The organism is Streptomyces sp. NPDC058671, from assembly GCF_042716475.1.
Taxonomy (GTDB): Bacteria; Actinomycetota; Actinomycetes; order Streptomycetales; family Streptomycetaceae; genus Streptomyces.
Genome location: NZ_JBHXSA010000048.1, coordinates 1 through 15040, shown reverse-complemented (window position 1 = coordinate 15040; position 15040 = coordinate 1). Strand labels below are relative to the sequence as shown.

14 protein-coding genes and 2 pseudogenes are annotated in these 15040 nt (G+C 69.0%); 9 read left to right on the top strand and 7 right to left on the bottom strand.

Annotated features, from left to right (window positions below; translation table 11 throughout):
* From ACFWV2_RS32365 to ACFWV2_RS32340, 6 genes and pseudogenes are all read right to left on the bottom strand, one after another.
* Nucleotides 1-786, bottom strand: a pseudogene (locus tag ACFWV2_RS32365) (hypothetical protein); the annotation flags it as partial.
* A 111-nt stretch (nucleotides 787-897) separates the two neighbouring features.
* Entirely contained in the window at nucleotides 898-1401 is a 504-nt protein-coding gene (locus ACFWV2_RS32360; RefSeq protein ID WP_384410777.1) for a hypothetical protein, read from the bottom strand.
* 217 nt (nucleotides 1402-1618) lie between these two features.
* Nucleotides 1619-2563, bottom strand: a complete 945-nt coding sequence (locus tag ACFWV2_RS32355; protein ID WP_384410774.1) for a TniB family NTP-binding protein — start codon at nucleotides 2561-2563, stop codon at nucleotides 1619-1621.
* On the bottom strand, nucleotides 2523-4865 hold the full coding sequence (locus ACFWV2_RS32350) for a Mu transposase C-terminal domain-containing protein (RefSeq protein WP_384410772.1): 2343 nt from the start codon (nucleotides 4863-4865) through the stop codon (nucleotides 2523-2525). Before ACFWV2_RS32350 ends, ACFWV2_RS32355 begins: the two co-directional genes overlap by 41 nt.
* Nucleotides 4862-5487: pseudogene (locus tag ACFWV2_RS32345) on the bottom strand (TnsA-like heteromeric transposase endonuclease subunit). Before ACFWV2_RS32345 ends, ACFWV2_RS32350 begins: the two are co-directional and overlap by 4 nt.
* A 279-nt stretch (nucleotides 5488-5766) precedes the next feature.
* Nucleotides 5767-7137, bottom strand: coding sequence for a DNA-binding protein (locus ACFWV2_RS32340; protein WP_384410769.1), 1371 nt, complete (start codon nucleotides 7135-7137; stop codon nucleotides 5767-5769).
* Nucleotides 7138-7558: 421 nt separating this feature from the next.
* On the opposite strand from ACFWV2_RS32340, the gene ACFWV2_RS32335 reads away from it, so the two are divergent.
* From ACFWV2_RS32335 to ACFWV2_RS32295, 9 genes are all read left to right on the top strand, one after another.
* Nucleotides 7559-7813, top strand: coding sequence for a hypothetical protein (locus ACFWV2_RS32335; protein ID WP_384410766.1), 255 nt, complete (start codon nucleotides 7559-7561; stop codon nucleotides 7811-7813).
* Complete coding sequence (locus tag ACFWV2_RS32330) at nucleotides 7744-8139, top strand: RNA polymerase sigma factor (protein ID WP_384410763.1); 396 nt, start codon at nucleotides 7744-7746, stop codon at nucleotides 8137-8139. Before ACFWV2_RS32335 ends, ACFWV2_RS32330 begins: the two co-directional genes overlap by 70 nt.
* 35 nt (nucleotides 8140-8174) lie before the next feature.
* Nucleotides 8175-9125 carry a hypothetical protein gene (locus tag ACFWV2_RS32325; RefSeq protein ID WP_384410760.1) on the top strand — a complete coding sequence of 317 codons (951 nt, stop codon included), beginning with the start codon at nucleotides 8175-8177 and terminating at the stop codon, nucleotides 9123-9125.
* A gap of 79 nt (nucleotides 9126-9204) precedes the next feature.
* A complete protein-coding gene (locus tag ACFWV2_RS32320) occupies nucleotides 9205-10113 on the top strand; it encodes a hypothetical protein (RefSeq protein WP_384410757.1) in 909 nt (302 codons plus the stop codon).
* Between the two features lie 23 nt (nucleotides 10114-10136).
* Nucleotides 10137-11162, top strand: coding sequence for an ImmA/IrrE family metallo-endopeptidase (locus ACFWV2_RS32315; protein WP_384410754.1), 1026 nt, complete (start codon nucleotides 10137-10139; stop codon nucleotides 11160-11162).
* A 136-nt stretch (nucleotides 11163-11298) separates the two neighbouring features.
* Nucleotides 11299-11583 carry a DUF3892 domain-containing protein gene (locus ACFWV2_RS32310; RefSeq protein WP_384410751.1) on the top strand — a complete coding sequence of 95 codons (285 nt, stop codon included), beginning with the start codon at nucleotides 11299-11301 and terminating at the stop codon, nucleotides 11581-11583.
* Nucleotides 11584-11687: 104 nt separating this feature from the next.
* The gene (locus ACFWV2_RS32305) at nucleotides 11688-11948 is read left to right on the top strand and encodes a multiubiquitin domain-containing protein (protein ID WP_384410749.1); all 261 of its coding nucleotides are present in this window, start codon (nucleotides 11688-11690) and stop codon (nucleotides 11946-11948) included.
* Complete coding sequence (locus ACFWV2_RS32300) at nucleotides 11923-13086, top strand: ThiF family adenylyltransferase (RefSeq protein WP_384410746.1); 1164 nt, start codon at nucleotides 11923-11925, stop codon at nucleotides 13084-13086. The genes ACFWV2_RS32305 and ACFWV2_RS32300 overlap by 26 nt, the downstream gene beginning before the upstream one ends.
* Before the next feature lie 50 nt (nucleotides 13087-13136).
* Nucleotides 13137-13487 (top strand): DUF6527 family protein, encoded by a 351-nt coding sequence (locus tag ACFWV2_RS32295; RefSeq protein ID WP_073882905.1) that lies wholly within the window; start codon nucleotides 13137-13139, stop codon nucleotides 13485-13487.
* A gap of 176 nt (nucleotides 13488-13663) precedes the next feature.
* Here the strand turns inward: ACFWV2_RS32295 and ACFWV2_RS32290 are convergent.
* Nucleotides 13664-15040 (bottom strand): Helicase associated domain protein (locus ACFWV2_RS32290; protein ID WP_384410743.1); only part of this gene is annotated, 1377 nt, incomplete at its 5' end.

Sequence of the window (15040 nt, the reverse complement as noted above, 5' to 3'; positions counted from 1 at the left end):
GTGGATCGCCGCCCACGGCCGCCCCATGTCCCCCGCGGTCATGTGCCCCTCGTCCACAATGGCCAGGTCGAACGGAGCCATCCGCTGCCCGTACAGCCGCTCCCCGCCCGCCAGAGCCGATTCCAACGGCCCCGGGACACTCCGGCGACCAGTGACGTCAGCGGGGTCCTCGCGGTCCACCAGGGAGGCATACGTGGCGAACACGACCACCGGACCGCTCCCGGCCCACAGGGCGAGCTGGATCGGATTGGTCGTGGTGCGCACCCCCAGCTGCTCCAGGACCTCGTCCTTGTCCACCGAGCAGACCGCAACCATCGGCGCCCGGTGCCCGACCCGCCGCCAGGTCTGCGTGCTCTGCACGATCAGATCCAGGGTGGGGACCATGACGAGGATCCGCCCGTCCGGGAAGCACAAGGGGTAACGCTCGCTCCCACCGCGTGCGGGCAGTTCGCCTTCGAAGTCACATGCCGCCACGGCCTTCCACCCCCCACACCACAGTGTCTCCAGCACGCTCGTGACCGCGGCCGCCACCGCACCAGGCTCCGACTCCGCGGGCGCCTCACACTCCAGCACGGTCGGCCACTCGAGGAATTCGAAAGGGTGCGCCTTCCTGCCCGTGGAGTAGTCATTGCCGGCGCCGCTCACCAGCAGCGGCCCCACCGTCAGACTCTGTCCGCCCTCACCTGACCCGAGACGCTCCTTCAGCCGGGTGATGACCGTCGAGCTGTCCGCGGCATCGACATAGACCGAGCAGCCTTCGTACGAGACCTCAGTGTTCTCCGTCACCGACACCAACCCCTCTCCAGCCCGACCACAGCACACTACGGACCATCCACCCCCCACCACCCAGACCCTGGCCCTTCCTCAACCGCTGCTCACCAGCCCTGTTCCCGGGGCCTATGACGTCGTGTCCGATCTTTCGGGCGAGGTGCTGGCCCGTTCTCCCTCGTAAGGGTGGACGTGGACATACACCGTGTGGCCCGAGGCCGGCTCGTGACTGGCGTCGATTCCGAAGCAAGCCTGCACCCCGGCCCGCGCATGCTCAGGACCGAGATCCAGTTCGGGCACCGCCGGCCAACTGAGCGCCATCCACGCGCTCTGCCCCCACCCCGCCTCACCCAGCACCAGAGGAGCCCTCTCCAGCAGACCGTCTTCCACCGGCCCCACGACGGAGAGCCTCACCGGCAGCAGACCAGCCAGCACCGCTACATCATCAGGAAGACCGACCCCACAGAAGCGCTCGCCACCTCCCGCGAACCAGCCCCGCGGGAACACCCCGCCAGCCCTCACGACGTCTTCAAATCGAAGCAACTCGGCATCCAGATCGACATCCGCCCCCTCCCACAGCTCCCGGCACCCCACCAGAGACACGGCCGCAGCGATCACCGCTGCCACATCCACACCCTCGCTCCTTGTCGCTGAGGGGGTGGGGGGTTGGGGTATGGGTGGGTCGTTGAGCTGGGGTGTTGTAGATCTGTGTGAGAACGGTTTTGCGGCGTCAAAGGCGGCTTGGCCTGGGGTTGTTGCGGGTTGGTTGGGAAATTGTCTGGGTGTCGCAGATGGTGTCTGGGTCTAAAGGGCCGAGGCGCCATTTCGCGTTTTCGGCTGTTTGTGCAGCTCAGTGAGGTGTTCGGCGGTTCGGGGTGCGGGTTTTGGGCTGGTGTGTGGTTTCGGCGTGGTGGTCGAGGCGGATCGAGTCCAGCGTTTGCTTGGTGATGCGTTCGGTGCCGTTGTGGATGGCGGTGATGGCGGCTCGGCGGATGAGTCGGGTGAGGCTTCCTATGCGGCCGGCGGTGCGTTGGTGGAGGTAGGTGGTGTGGCGGGGGAGGGTGCGGGGCCGGTGTCGTTCGAGGTCGAGGGCGTTTTCGAGGTCGGTGATGGTGTCGGTGAAGGGATGCTTGTTACCGAGTCGGGCGGGGAGGGGCCCGCACTCGATGAGTGAGGCCCTGCCTGCGAGCTGCGCGCCGCGCACGCCGGAGAAGAGGGGGGTATCCGTGACGTCGATGCCGGCATACACGAAGGTCGCTTGGATGCGTTCGGTGAGGTCTTTGATGAGGTCGGCGGTTTCGGCGCCGGTGGTGGTGCGGGGGTTGACGCGGTGGATTTCGTCGATGAGGACGAGGCGGACGCCGAGCTGGTTGTAGGTGTGGCAGACGCTCTCGGTGATCTGGGTTTGCGTCATCCGGGCAGTGATCGGGATGCCGAGGTAGCGGGCGAATTCCACCGCGAGCATCTTCGCGGTCGCTCCCGGTGGGACCAGGACGTACGCGACGGGCACCTGGTTGTCCGACGGCTTGCCGGGTGGGGGCGTGGTGCGGGTGTGGGCGAGGTGGCAGGTGCGTCCGACATGGAGGAGGGCCGTGGTCTTTCCCGCGGCGGCGGGCCCGGTGACGATCAGTGAGGGCCGGGCGGTGGTCTGCTGGTAGCGGCCGAGGATCATCAGGGTGCGGACGCTGGTGGCGAGGGTGTCGATGGCTGGCGTGCGGACCGTGACGAACGCGGAGTGGTAGGCCAGGCGCTCCTCAACGCTCCGCGGTGGGGTATCGGGTGTGGGTGGCACCACGGCCGGGGCGTGGACGAACTGGTGCCAGCCCTGCCACGTGGTGATCGGCCAGGACCCCTGCTCCTGCAGGCCGTCGGCGTCGGGCTGGGCCTGGTCGCCGATCGTGCTGAGGCTGCTGGCCGGGGTGCTGGGACGCGACGGGGTGTTGTTCACCATGTGAGTGCCTGCGTGTGTGCGTCGTAGAGCCCGAGCCCGGTGTACGGGCGCGCGGGGGCCCCGTTTTCGCCTGCGGGCTCGTTTTCGCCTTCGGCGTCATCCGGTTCGTCGGGGCTCCTGTCCAGGGCATCGAGGCTGTCGGCATCGGTGTCTGTCGGGCCGGTGGCGGATTCTTCGCCGGTGTTCCTGGAGCGGCCGGCGCGGATGTCAGGGCGGGTAGGGGCTGGGTGGCGCGGCTCAGGAGACGCTGCTCGGTGCGTGTGGCGTGGCCGTTGCGTGCTCTGCGCATGAGGTGGTCGAGGGCGTAGGCGAGGTCGGCTTCGTGTTGGTCTGGATCGGGGTGGCGGATGGTCTGGGCGCGGACATGTTGCCAGGTGCGTTCGTTGAATGGCTGGTGGGTGTGGTCGCGGTGGATCCAGGGGATCTCGGCCAGGGTTCCGTCGGTCAGGCGTAGCCAGATCTGGCGGGCGTCGTGGGGGTTGTGGTGGACCTCCCACTTCCCGCCTCGGGCGGTGATGGGCGAGGGCTGGCCGCGGTAGGGGGCGAGGAGGTCGTGGTCGTAGGTGCGGTGGTGCATGCGGATGCCGCGTTCGGTGACGGCCGTCCAGCGCACGGGCAGGAGTTCGAGGTAGTCGTTCCCGGTCAGCGGCACGGGCACGTGGCCGGCCACGCTGATGAGGGCGGCCCACATCTGGTTCGGCGTGAGCGCGGCCCTCGGCAGGACCGGGTGGCGTAGGCCTTCGTGGGGGCGGTGGTGGTAGTGGACGAGCCACTCGTCGAGGAGGTCCTGGAGCTGGGGGACGGTGTAGCGGGCCTCAAGGTGGGTGCCGGGGCCGCGCTGGGTGATGTTGGGGCCGGTGTAGCCGGGCAGGTGCTGGCAGAACAGCGTGTTGATGGTCCCGAAGGTTCGCTCCACGATGCCTTTCGCGGTCGGTGTGTACGGCGGGGCAGCTTGGACGCTGATGCCGAGGGTCTCGCACGCGGCGGTGAACGCCTTCGACAGGTAGATGCTGCCGCGGTCGGTGATGAGCGTTTCCGGGATGACGGCCGGGCGCGCGGCGGCTCCTTGGAGGCGTTCGTCGAGGGTGAGCAGCCGCTGGTGGGGGAGTAGCGAGCTGTGGGCGAAGTAGAGGGCGTCGGGCCAGGTGGGCCGGGCCGGATGGGGGACGGCCATCTCCGCCAGGAGCAGCGCGGCGTCGACGGCCTGGGTGCTGGACGGGCAGAGCACGGCGGCGAGGATAGCGCGGGTGGCGACGTCGACGGCGATGGTGAGCTCGGGCCTGGCGACGATGCCGTCGTCGAAGACGGCCAGGACGTCGAGACGGGTGGTGTCGATCTGGACCTGTTCCCCGGGCCGCAGCGCCACGGTCGGGGTGAAGCCGCGCCCGTCGCTGGTGATCGGCACAGTGCGTACCGGGCGGCCGGGGAGGTCGCCGGGGCGGGCGAGCTGGTGGACGAGCCGGTACAGGGTGGCCTGGGAGGGAGTGGGCACGGTGCCGGGCCCGTTCCGGTCCTCGAGGATTCGGTTGATGAGGGGGAACAGCCCGTTGATGGTGCCCTTGGACCGCCGCCGCTGCCGGCGTAACGCCTCCTTCACCGCGTCCGCCACCCGCTCGTCCTGCCGTCCCGCGGGAGCGGGACCGCGGGTGGTGCGGTGGTCAAGCAGCCCCCACAGACCTTGCTTGCGGTAGGCGAGCCTCATCCGCTGAACCGTCGTGCGTGACACCTTGGCGAACCCCAGTGCAGTGAGCTCGGCGGCTTTGGCCTGCTCCCGCTCGGCCAGTGTCCACCGGTCCGGGTCGTACTGCGCCCGCACCGCCTCCCCGCTGTCCGGGCCACCCGGCCGTCCGCACTCGACCTCCCGGACGTGTCTCTGCCAGGCCAGCGCTTTCTCTCGCGCTGCGGCGGGGGCCGTCTCGAACAACCCCCACTGCGGCACTGGCCGAACCTGCTCGGCCTGCTCGCTGGCCAGTTTGAAGGCAGGGTCGGCGAACAGATGCCCGGCGAGCACCACGGCACTGCTGCCGTCGTCGCCGGCAAGGTGGACGGACTGCCCGGCCAGCGCCACGACCTGCCACCTCGCACCGCCGAAGTCGATGTGCGCGCCGACCGCTACGACGGGCCGTCCGCTGCGCGGCGCGGTCATGGCACCTCTCGGAACCGGCCGCCGCCGCCGGCCTCATGGTGCACACCGGCGGCCGTAAGGGCTTCGGATGACGGGAGGGTGCCTGCCTGGACCAGGATGCGTTCGTGCAGCGGCTTGTCCAGGGGAACGTGCAGGTGTCCGTGCCACAGGGCGTGGAAGGCGGCGGGGAGGACTTCGATCGGGTCGCCGACCGCTTCGACGCCCTCGATCAGTGGCCGCGGGCAGGCGAAGGCTTCCTGGATGGCGGCGGTGAGGGCGGGGCGGACCTGGTTGCGGGGGTGCCGGTAGCCGGCGAGCCACCTCAGATTGGCCGCCAGTAACTCATCGAGTGGGTCCAGGCGCAGGTATTTCCAGCCGACCTGCTCACACGCCCGCTCCATCATCACGGCGGCAGCGCGGTGCCGTCCGCACGCCGGGCGAAGAGCTGCGGAGTCCACGATCGCCCCCGCCCCTGTTCGTCGTGCCACTGCAGCCGCACGGGCCGCCCAGCCAGACCAACGACGTCCGGGTCACGGTCCAGGACCATCAACTGGGCTCGCATCGCGTTCGACCCGCAGGCGACATGGCGCCCGGTGGTTGCGGACCACCACAGCCCTGGTCCCCAGCGTCTGCCGGGGACCACCGGGAAAGCGGAGACCGGTTCGAGTTCCTCGAACGCGACGGTCACCGCCGCATCCACCCACCGTTGCTGCACGGCCTGCCCGCCGAACCCGGCGAACGCCACCTCGAATCCGGACCCCCTGTGGCCGCACTCTGCTGCGCGCCGCCCGTGTCTGCCAAGCTCGTCACGGGACCGAGCCAACTATCTCAACCAGCAGTTTGGGCCAGTTTGCGTGTTCTGATCGCGTGGGAGGCCCTGATGCGGTAGCCGTGCCGGCTACACCCCTTCGTAGGCGTCCGTCTACTCGTCGTTCTCGTCCGTGGTGACGGTCCCGAGGCCTGCCCATTGCTCGACGTCGTGGAGAGCGACGCCCGCGTTCACTGCTGCGAGCGCTGTTTCCCGCAGGGCCTGGTCGAGTAGGTCGATGGAGTGGCTGAGTCGCTGGAGGAGAAGGCGGGCGGCGTCGGCGGTGCGGTCCTGGTGCGCGCCGCGCAGCTGGAACAGCTCCTCTTGGGCGGCCTCGATGAGGTTGGTGATTAACATGCGCTGCTCGGGAGGGACGGTGGAGCGCCAGTTCGTACCGGAACCACCCGCGCTCTTCTCCCGTGTCTGCTCACGGAGCAGGGCTGCCATGGTGGGCGGCTCCTGATCGGCCCTGACCCTCCACGGACCGGCATCGTAGGGATCAACCGCCGCCGTATGCCGTCGCCGACGGATAATGGCGGCCTGCCACGAGACCAGCGGTCCACCGTCCGTCGCGATCAGCCGCCCGAGCCAGGGCCGCCCCACCAGCTCTCCGAGACGCCGCCCGAACTGGCCGTCCCCGGGCCGCGGCCGCGGACGTTCCCAACCGCTGTCGGCCCACACCAGCTCTTCGACGGCGGGATCCAGCAGCGCACCAGCCACGCCGACCACCTCGGGATAGACCACTACGTCCCGGCCGACGGCACGCCACCGAGCGACGTCACCACCAACCTCGCCGCCGACGACCTGCTGCAGACGCCGGGGCCAGATCTCTTCCTGCTCCCACTGAAGGGAGTGCTCCCACCACCGGCACACCACCGCCCGCGCGAGTCCGAACACCGCACCCGGCTCCACCCCTGCCCGCCGAGCACGACGCTCCATCACAGCCCAGCATCGCTGCGCCGCGACGACCTCGGGACTGTCACGCAGAGAGAGGTTCTCCAAGGGTTGGTCGGCGTTCGCGTCCAGGAGCCACCGCCCGTGCCGCACGCACACCCGTTCCCACCGCGGGACGTATCGCACCACTCGCACGGCCGTCCCTGTGCGCTGCGCCGTACACAGCCCGCAGCCGAACGCCACCGGCCCAACAACCACGCCGCCGATCCGCCACACCGCAGCCGGCACTCCGTCCCTTCCGGCAGGGAGCTTGGCGTCTTGCTGTCCCCAGGACGGCAACGCCCGCACCAGCATGCCTTCCTCGACGCCGCACAGCCCCGCTAGAAGCTGCCGTCCAGCCGCATTCAGCAGCACCTCGGCGTCGGCTCGCGGAATTCCGCTTTCGTGTTTGGGCTGTTGGTTGCGCCAGTGCCAGCAGGACCGCAATGCTTTCGCTTCGAGCCCGTAGCGGCTGGCGATGCGGCAGATCAGCGACGAGGCCGCCTCGCCCTGCAGGGGAGCGATCCGCAGGAGGCTGGGGTACTGGGTCACTCCACCACGGTCTCGTGCTCACCGTCTTGGCGGGCGCTTTCGCAACGGATGCTCAGTAGATCGAGACCCCCTCACTCCTGCCGACCAGAGCCGTCGCGATCAAGGGCCCCTCAGCCGCCCCGGCGCCGGCTCGTCTCACAGCGCCAGACGAACGCCCGGCCGGCGCGCCCCTCGGAAACCCGGATTCGAGGCGGACCCTTCCCGCCTGCATCAGTCTTCCAGCCCTGACAACCGTTTGACCTGGGGAAACAGAGCGAGGGGCGGGTCGGTAGGGGGAGTTGGGAAAATTCTTGCCATCCGGCATCCGGATCCGGGCCTCCTGCGGCGTGTAAGGGATGAGGGCCTTGTGACTTCATCAACGAGTTCGTCACTACTGGAAGGCCTGGTGGATGACTTGGTCGTACTGGGTGGGAGCGGGCGGGTGTCACTTCCCGTGCTGGTTCTGCTGTTCTTCACGATGCGCCGTGCCAAGGGCGTCGTGAAGATGCTCGTGAAGGCGCACATCGAGACCCGGGCGGAGCGCGAGCAGCGCGCCGCTATGGTCGCGATGGCGCAGTCCCTGCCCGACGGCGGCGCCGCGGCTCGCTTCGAGCAGGGACGGCCGGCGTGGCTGTTCCGCAAGGACGCAGCCGAGCCGGCCGGCCACCGGGCCATCGCCACGCGGGAGGCTGTGTGAGCGAGGCCGCCCCAGGAGCAGACTTCGAGTCCTTCGTCCTCGAGACCATCGAGGCGTTCTCCCGACTGGCCCGGGCCCAGGCAGGCGACTTGCACGGCGCCCAGGACGCTGTGCAGGACGTCTACCGGCGGTGGGATCTCCTCACCGCCGGGCAAGGTTCCCTGACCGCCTACGGCCGCACTGCGGTGAAGCGAGCGGTGATCGACCAGTTCCGCCGAAACAAGCGGATGGTCATGGTTCTCCTCCGCGAACAAGGGAAATATGCGCGTGTCGCATGCCAGAGGAGGCGATGCTGGTGTATGCAGACTCGAAACCCGCGGCCGTAGATGTCCGCCGGGGAGCAGGGATCGGGGTGGGGCTCGTGACAGACAGCGCGTACGAGGAGCTGCAGAACGGCGGGTTCGGGCCGGCCACGTTGGAACTGCTGCGCAGGCTGGTCCACCAGGTCCGCCATAGCACCGGCTTTCCGCCCCCTGAGGGGCACACGGTGTGGAGTGATGACGCGGCCTACGATGTGGTCGGCGCGATGTTGTCCCAGGAAGGAGCGGGACAACGGTTCGTGACCGTCTGCTTCACCCAGGCCGCCGACGAAGCCTCACTGGAACGACTGTTTCTCGCGTCGATCAGGAACTTCCTCATCGACGAGGCGAAGAAGACACCGCGAGGCAAGCTCCGGCGCCGTATCGCCCGGCTGATGGGCGAGGACGCCGCCTACCGCAAGATCCCAGGCTCCCCGCCGCGCTGGGCCCTGGCCGACCAAGCCGACGGAGCCGTGTGGCAGGGAGACCTCGACGACCTCATCGCCCACGCCGCACAAGTCAGAGGCGTCGGCATCACCCGCTGGAACCACTCCGGCCCCACACCCCAGCAGACCGTCCACGCCCTGAAGACCATCCTGATGTCCGTGCTCCGGCACGCGCAGGGAGCGGTGCGGGAGGAAGACCTCGCCAAGGTCCTCGAGGCCCGGTTCGAGCTTTTGGCGCCGGCCCGTTTCACCGCCCTGTACGCCGATGAAGGGACCGTGGCCGAAACCGTCGAACGGCATGCGGCGGCCGTCGCACCGGACCCGACCGGGTCCGAGGGGGTGGCCGAGGACATCTGGCAACGCCTCTCACCCAACGAGCGCCTGCTGCTTCCCTACCTCGACAAGGACGCCCACCACGCGGCGCAGCTGCTGGAGATCCGGCAAGGCCATGCAGCGGTGGTGCGGTCCAACCTCAAGACAATGCTTTCCCACGCCCTGTCCGCGGACAGCGATCCGAAGGCGGTCATGGCTGCTCTGCTACGGCGCTGCGGCGAGGCTGCGCCGTGACGGCCCCAGTTACGTCGTCTGGACCCAGTGAGAAGAGAATGCGCTGATGGACCACAGCCGAGGAGACGGGGGAGACGGCATGAGCTCTGTCCACACCACTGCCTACCAAAGGCTCCTAGCCGCTGCAGCGAACCTGAAAGTGCCCGAGGCCGTCCACCGAGCGGCCACCACGCCGCCCCAGGACCCACGCCCCGGGCAGATCTGGCGCGCGGTGTGGCAGGACACCATCCAGCTCCTGCTGATCACCACAACCGGTGACGACGACACCGCCCGCGCCGTACCGGTCTCCTTCGAACGCTACGCCGACGCCGACACCCTGCTCCTGCCCGCCCCGGCGACCACCCTGGAGCAGCCAGTGGCTCTGTGGTGGGGCCTGGAAGCCACCCTTCCGTGGTGCGTGCTGGACCGGCAGGTCAGCGAGCTGACAAGCCGCCCTGACACCCTCACCTCCCGCATGCTCGCCGACACCGTGTCCGGAGCCCGGTGGGGCAGCGAAACCGTCTCGTCCGCAGCGGCCGGCGAGTACCGCGCTGTCCTCACCGGCCACCTCGAGGTTCTCGCCTCGGCACAATGGGCGCCGCAAGGGTCAGGCGGCCTCGCCGAGCTTCTTGGTGAGCATGGCATCACCGTCCAGCAGCTCGCGGCCGAACTGAACCTCGCACCACCCCACGCCCTGGACGTATGGAGGGGGCAGCAGCCCCTCACCGCCGAACAGGCCGCCACGCTCGCCGCCCTCCTCGGCCAGCCCGCCGCCCGCGTCCTCGACGCCAACCCCGCACTACCGCCCGCGGTCGTACACGAACTCAACCGGCCCCTGCGCCGCAGCCAGGTCAAGAAACTGGCCGCCCAGTACGACGAGAGCGAACACGCCGCCCGCCTGCGCGCCGCCCATGGCATCTACACGCTCGCGGCACGCGACGACAACCGCACCCAGCCGAACTGGACCGCACGCACCGACCGCTACTTCGAACTCCTCCTGGACAACTAGAGAAGAACAGGGGGTACCCCCGAGTGGTTAACCACGTGCTCGCCGGCGTCGCCCGCACCCAGGCCGCCGCCATGATCACAGAACTGGAAGCAGCCCACCCCGGCGCCGTCGAACGTTTGGTACACGGTGCTCTCGCGGAACTGCGGACCTGGCCCGAGCTCACTGTCAAAGACGTTCCCGAGAACGAGACGGCGCAAGGCTGCAGCGTCGCCGGAGCGTACGACTACGGCCCCCCGCCCCGCCTGTCCGTCGCCACCTCCGCCAGCCACGCACGACGGGACTTCACCGCTCTGCACGAACTCGGCCACCACCTGCAGAAGAACAGCTTCGCCCTCATGGAGCCCTTCAGCAAGGAAGCCGACCGCGGCGTCCTCCTCGAAGACGCCGCCTGCGACGCGTTCGCCGCCCAGATTCTGCTCCCCGCACACCTCGTCGACCAGCACCTGGACGCCAAAGGACCCACCGCATCCGCGATCGCCCTCCTGTGGGCAGCGAGCCATGCCTCCCGTATGGCCGTCTGCGTGCGGGCAGCCCAGCACCTCCCCGCTCCCGGCCACGTTCTCCTCCTCGAGCCCGCCGGACACCTTGCTTTCGCCGCCTCCCACGGCCTGCCGCCCCTGCGCCGCGGCAGCTTCCAAGGCGACATCCCCGTCATCGACCGCGCCCTGGCCGGCTCCGGCCGCACACAAGGACGAACCCGAGTCCGCTACCGCGACGGCATCCGCGGAGACGAACTCCACGCCGACACCGCCCCCATGGACGGCTACACCGTCGCCGTCCTCGTCACCGACTCCGCCCCCTGGCGCTCCTTCACCCTGCCCACCGCCGATACCGGCCCCCAGGCGCGCAGCTACATCTGCGCGAACTGCGACGAGCACTACCGCTCCTTCGACCCCGCCTGCACGCGCTGCCGCGTTCCCCAGTGCCCCGACTGCGGCCGCTGCGCTTGCCCACCCCGCACCCCAGGCCGCTCCTGCCCCGGCTGCTTCATCGTGCACCCGCCCGCCATGTTCGCCCCGGGCAGCGACCGCTGCCTCGACTGCTCCTGACACCCCGCCAGCCACCGCATCCTGCTACCCGCGAGTTATGTCGTCTGTCCCAGGCGAAGCACCCCACCCAGGGTGCTCACGGAACCCGGGCGCCGGCCGCGGAGACCCGTCGGAACGTTGCCGGCAGGAACACAACATGGCTATCCAGATCACCGCAGTGCGCCTGACCACTGGCGGAACTGCACACGAGCACATCACCCATCTGTGGTGGACCAACCAGGCGACCGGCAAGACCGGCGACAACACCCGGGCCGAGATCGTCCACTGGATCGAAAACAAGGCTGGCAAGGCCTACACCAGCGACGCAGCCGGCCGCCGCACGGAAGTGCTCGTGACGACGCCCGCCCGGGGCGAGAAGTACCTGCGGACCCGTGCCGATGGCGTGTGGACCAACAACCTCCTCGCCCTTCCCAGGCGCTGACTGTCACATCGCCCCCGGCTGTCCGGCGCGCCGCTCCCGCAGCGGCGCGCCGGGACCCGGCATCCACCAGTCCGAACACGCGCTCCCCATTCCAGGAGGACCCCATGTCCCAGGACAACCACGACTCCAAGCCCGTCACGATCCTCGTCAATGCCCGCCCCCATACCTGGGAGGCGAAGGAGATTACCTACGAGCAGGTCGTCGCTCTGGCCTACCCCGGTCAGCAGCCCAATGACCAGGACACCTACACGGTCCGCTACAGCCGCGGCCACGACGGCCACGGCGCGGGCAGTCTCACCGCCGGCCACGACGTCCGAGTGAAGAAGGAGATGGTCTTCGATGTCTACCGCACTTCTCGCTCGTGACCCCGATCTTGCCCGCCTCCTCGACGACGGCTACGAGGTCACTCTCGTCGCCGGGCACGTCATCGTTCGGATCCCGTACGTCACTGACAACCGCACCGTCGAGCACGGCTTCCTCGTCCACCCCATCACCGTCGCCGGAGACCGCCTCGTCCCCGGTACCGACCACCGCATCTGGTTCGGCGGCTCCACTCCCTGCGACGAGCACGGCCGCCCCCTGACCCTCGCCAATCCGGAAACACGGGTCATCGCCGACGGAGTACAGGCGAACTTCATGCTTTCCAGCAAGCCCCCGGACGGCTACCCCGACCAATACACGAAAATCACCGCATACGTGCGGATCGTCGCCGACCACGCCCAAGCCCTGGACCCCTCGGCCACGCCCACCCCTGGCGCCGCATGGCAGGAGATCGACGACGACAGCCCCTTCGCCTACCGCGACACCGCCACCTCCCGCGCCGGCATCACGGCCGTCAACCGCCGCTTCCGGGGCCAGCGCATTGCCATCGTCGGCCTCGGCGGCAGCGGCAGCTACATCCTCGACCAGGTCGCCAAGACCGAGGTCGACTCGATTCTCCTCATCGACGGCGACACCTTCGACAACCACAACGCCTTCCGCGCCCCCGGCGCCGCTACCCTCGACACCCTCCGCGCCCGACCGTCCAAGGCCACCTACTTCGCCTCTGTCTACACCCACATGCACCGCGGTGTGACCGGCTGCGTGCAGTACCTCGACGAAGACAACCTCGCCCTCCTCGACGGGGCGACATTCGTCTTCCTCGCCTCCGACGACGCCGCCAGCAAGCTTCCCGTAATGAACTGGCTCGAAGCCCACGACGTGCCGTTCATCGACGTCGGCATGGGCATCGAAGAGATCGACGGCCACCTCAGCGGACTGCTCCGCATCACCACCAGCCTCCCCGGCCGCCGAGACACCGCACGTCACCGCATTCCCCGACCCGCACCCGAACGCGACGCCTACGCAAGCAACATCCAGACCGCCGACCTCAACGCACTCAACGCCAACCTGGCCGTCATCCGCTGGAAACGCTCCCTCGGCATCTACGCCGACGCCACCGACGAGGCCCACACCACGTACTCACTGATCACCAACGAGATCGCCAACGAGGACCTCCCGTGACCCCACCAGACACCCTGCGCCCGGTCTTCACCGAGACCTTTCCCCCGGCCATGGACGCAGGGGTCCTCTACATCTCGATCCCCTACCGCACCTGCAGCCACCTATGCTGCTGCGGCTGCGGCCACGAGATCGTCACGCCTCTCTCCCCAGCCCAGTGGTCCCTCACCTATGACGGCGAGAACGTCTCCCTCACCCCCTCAATCGGCAACTGGTCCCTTCCATGCCAGTCGCACTACTGGATCCGTGCCAGCCGCGTCCGCTGGAGCCGCCGCTACACACCGGCGGAAATCGACCAGAACCAGGAGCGCGACCGCCGCCTACTGGCCGCCCACGACAGAGAAGAGCAGCGGCCGCGACGCAGGGCAAGTCTCCGCCGTTACTTCAGGTTCTGGCGTCCGTAGACCGGTGAAGACGTCGTGGAGCGCAAGAGACTGCCTTCCCCCCGCCCGCAGCCTTCCCCATTGCCACGGGCGTGCGGATCTGACTGCCCCGCCGAGACGACGTGACAACCGAGTTGCAGCGGTCCTCACGCACGAGACCCCGGGATCGTCGCGGCCCCGGGATCTCGCTGTCGACGTCAGGCCCAACTGACACCCAGCTCCGCGAGGGCGGCGAGCTGCTCTGCGGTGAGCTTGTCGCGGCGTTGTTTCTGGTTGGCGTACCAGATCCCCAGGGCCAGATCGTGTTCCTGGTCGTCGATGACGATCTTCTCTCGGTGGGTCCGCTTCACCGTGGACTCGCCCTCTCGGGCGACGTACTGGGCGAGGGCGGTCAGGCCGCGTTGGAATGCCTGCTGTGCCTTGTTCGGGCCCTTCATCGTACGCGCCGCCGTCGGGGCGGGGGCCGGTGCCTGGTCGGGCTGCACGCCGAGCTTCGTCAGTCGTTCTTGCTGTTCGGTGGACAGCTGTGTCCAGGTGGCGGGCTTGCGCTGTTGTTGGAGCCATCGTCCGATGTCGTCGCCGTCGAACAGCACCCCGGGCTGGATGTCGGGCAGCACTCCGCCGTCCTCGTCGGCGGCGAGGTCGGCGAGCACCTTGTAGTGGCGTTGCCAGTCGAGGGGCCAGGGGCAGTTCCAGTCGGGGTCGATCTCCGTCAGCTGCTGTGCGCGTGCGGCGGCCCGTTCCGGGTCCTTCCCGAGGCCGTCCTTGCGGCGGAGGTTGGCCATGTGCTGCCCAACCGGCACCAGGCCCTCTCCCTCGCCTTCGCCCCACATCGCGTCTTGCCGGGGTGCGAGGTGGCCGGTGGCCCGGTGGTAGGAGCGGAGTGTGGCGAGTTTGGTTTCCCATGCTTCGTCGCCGGGTTCCCACACCATCCCGGCTTCGGCGTCGTCGAGGAGGTTTTTGCGGTGGGGGTCGAGTTCACCGGCCCGCAGCGCTTTCCGCTGTTGGTGCACCCATCGCCCCAGCGGGAACGCCTTCGTCGTCCCGACTACGGTCTCGACGTCATAGGCGACGGCGTGCAGCCCGGTGATCCCGTTCTCGGTACGCCAGCGGATGAGGGCCTGGTAGCCCTCGAGCCAGACGAGGGACTGGGGGCGGATGACGCGGCAGCGTGTGAGGGCGGCGATGTCGGCGGCGTCGCGGGGGGAGGCGAAGTTGACCACGACCGAGGTGACCCGGTCGGCCTCCTGCTGCGTCTGGCTGGTCTCCTCGGGCATGTCCCCGTTCTCCGGGCCGGCCGCGCCAGCGGGGTGGATGTGGAGGCGTCGGCGTTCGGTCCCGCGGGTCAGGGCGCGGGAGGCGAGCTGGTCGACCATGCGTTCGGAGTGTGAGCGCAGGGCTTGGAGGATGTCGACGAGGGGCTGGTAGCTGGCCGAGGCGACCATGTCCTTCGGGTCCTCCCTGGGCTGCAGGAACACGGGGATGATGATCCGCGCCGTCTTCACGCTGCCGTCCGGGTTCGGGCGCAGGGCGCGTCCGATGTTCTGGACGATGTCGACCTGGGAGCTGCGCGA

What these genes read in the sequence shown, in the direction of transcription:
- ACFWV2_RS32350 (WP_384410772.1), bottom strand. Translation starts at nt 4,865, where the DNA reads ATGACCGCGCCGCGCAGCGGACGGCCCGTCGTAGCGGTCGGCGCGCAC.
- ACFWV2_RS32320 (WP_384410757.1), top strand. Translation starts at nt 9,205, where the DNA reads ATGAGCTCTGTCCACACCACTGCCTACCAAAGGCTCCTAGCCGCTGCA.
- ACFWV2_RS32310 (WP_384410751.1), top strand. Translation starts at nt 11,299, where the DNA reads ATGGCTATCCAGATCACCGCAGTGCGCCTGACCACTGGCGGAACTGCA.
- ACFWV2_RS32305 (WP_384410749.1), top strand. Translation starts at nt 11,688, where the DNA reads ATGTCCCAGGACAACCACGACTCCAAGCCCGTCACGATCCTCGTCAAT.
- ACFWV2_RS32300 (WP_384410746.1), top strand. Translation starts at nt 11,923, where the DNA reads ATGTCTACCGCACTTCTCGCTCGTGACCCCGATCTTGCCCGCCTCCTC.
- ACFWV2_RS32295 (WP_073882905.1), top strand. Translation starts at nt 13,137, where the DNA reads ATGGACGCAGGGGTCCTCTACATCTCGATCCCCTACCGCACCTGCAGC.